This window comes from Geminocystis sp. CENA526, assembly GCF_050753365.1.
Taxonomy (GTDB): Bacteria; Cyanobacteriota; Cyanobacteriia; order Cyanobacteriales; family Cyanobacteriaceae; genus Geminocystis.
On record NZ_JBLZFY010000255.1, the window covers coordinates 1 to 1,618 of the forward strand.

Annotated in this window: 4 protein-coding genes; all 4 read right to left on the reverse strand. The window is 35.8% G+C overall.

What is annotated here, in order from left to right; all coding sequences use genetic code 11:
• Positions 1–595, reverse strand: a 595-nt coding sequence (locus ACN4EE_RS23175; protein ID WP_431708871.1) for a peptidylprolyl isomerase, incomplete at its 3' end; no start/stop codon positions are given.
• Between the two features lie 285 nt (positions 596–880).
• Positions 881–1,168, reverse strand: coding sequence for a hypothetical protein (locus ACN4EE_RS23180; protein ID WP_431708872.1), 288 nt, complete (start codon positions 1,166–1,168; stop codon positions 881–883).
• 107 nt (positions 1,169–1,275) lie between these two features.
• Positions 1,276–1,410 (reverse strand): hypothetical protein, encoded by a 135-nt coding sequence (locus tag ACN4EE_RS23185; RefSeq protein ID WP_431708873.1) that lies wholly within the window; start codon positions 1,408–1,410, stop codon positions 1,276–1,278.
• Positions 1,400–1,618 (reverse strand): hypothetical protein (locus ACN4EE_RS23190; protein ID WP_431708874.1); only part of this gene is annotated, 219 nt, incomplete at its 5' end. The genes ACN4EE_RS23185 and ACN4EE_RS23190, both read right to left, overlap by 11 nt.

Consider the following 1,618-nt stretch of genomic DNA (forward strand, 5'->3'; position numbering starts at 1 on the left):
TAGTGAAAGCTGGATTTGTACCTCTAGCATCGATGGTAGATAAAGATGCGATCGAATCTATAGTATTTAAGTCATCCTGAGATAAGACTGTACCAAAGACAGTAAAACCGCCATTTTGATTATCAAGGTTACTGGCATTATCGGTTAAATTAAAAAACCATTGACTTGTAGCACTATTAGGATCACCACCTAACTTCGCCATAGCAATTGTACCCCTTGTATTAGAGCGATTTGAGCTAAACTCGTTAACAACGGGAGGGGTTGTTTGTATATCACTCACTTCCAGATTATTAACGGTAAAACCGCCCCCTTGAATAACAAAATTAGGTAACGATCGATGGATAATAGAGTTAACATAGGCATTATTCTCAACATATTGTAAAAAATTGTTAACGGTTAGGGGTGCGCCTTGTCCATTTTGATCAAATAATAAAACGTTGATTTCTCCATTACCGAGGGTATTGTTATAGAGATTGAATGTTGCTATTTTACCAGTGGTAAAAGGATCATCAAAAAATTGAAATAGATTTAGAATAGTATCATTACTACTGGCATTGACAACTAAAGTGTTAAAAGGATTGGTATTGATAGTCATAAGATGAGTGAATAGGGGGTGTGAATAAATATGTTTGATAAAATATTTACATACATAAATTTAACACCTGTTTGATCGATCTGACTACTTTTTGGAGTAAAGGTCACGAAATCTTAATAATTGGCTTGATCCCCCCTAACCCCCCTTTTTTCAAGGGGGGAACTAATAAGGTCGATCGAATTTGGGGATTGCTTCGTGCCTCGCAATGACAGGGAGGGTTCGATCAAGTTTGAATGTCTTAAAAATAAAAAAATAGCTATTTTTTAAACTATCATTGAAAGTCTCTTAAATTTTATCTTTGAAAAACCAGATTAAAGAAGTAATAGTTCCACTTAAAACACTAGATATTAAAGCAGTGATAGCAATGAGTCCTAATTTTCCTTCAGCTTTTGATTCTCCTACTTTTTCAGATAAATCGGCTATTTTATCAATAGCTGGTTTCCAGTCTTCTAGTCTAGTTTGTATTTTTTCTTGGTTAAGTCTCAATTCGTTAAAACGATCATTCATGCGATCGCTTAACTGACTAATTAACTCTTTTATTTCTCTTAAATCGTTATCTGTTACTGTACTCATGTTAGAATTTCCATTAAGTTTTTTAATATTTGGTTAGGAGTAGTTGACGGCTACCCCTCAACCTAATTCTACATCAATTAATAAATAATTCGGAAGTTCGATCGAGGTTATAGAGATTGCTTCGTGCCTTGCAATGACGGAGGGGGGAGGGAGGTTCGATCGATTTTAGGGATTGCTTCGTGCCTCGCAATGACGGGAGGGGAGGTTTGATCGATTTTAGGGATTGCTTCGTTACCTCGCAATGACAGGGAAGTTCGATCGAGTTTTGGGAGGTGCGATCGCTAAGTTAAAACAGATATTTTCGTAACTACCTACGTTAGGAAAATTTACACTAAAAGGATATTTTCTCCATTCAACAATTGAGTCAGAATTTCTAAAATATTTCTTCCCTGTTTTCTTGCTGTTGATATTACCGAACGAATTAAGGCAAAATTTTGCCCACCTTCCATC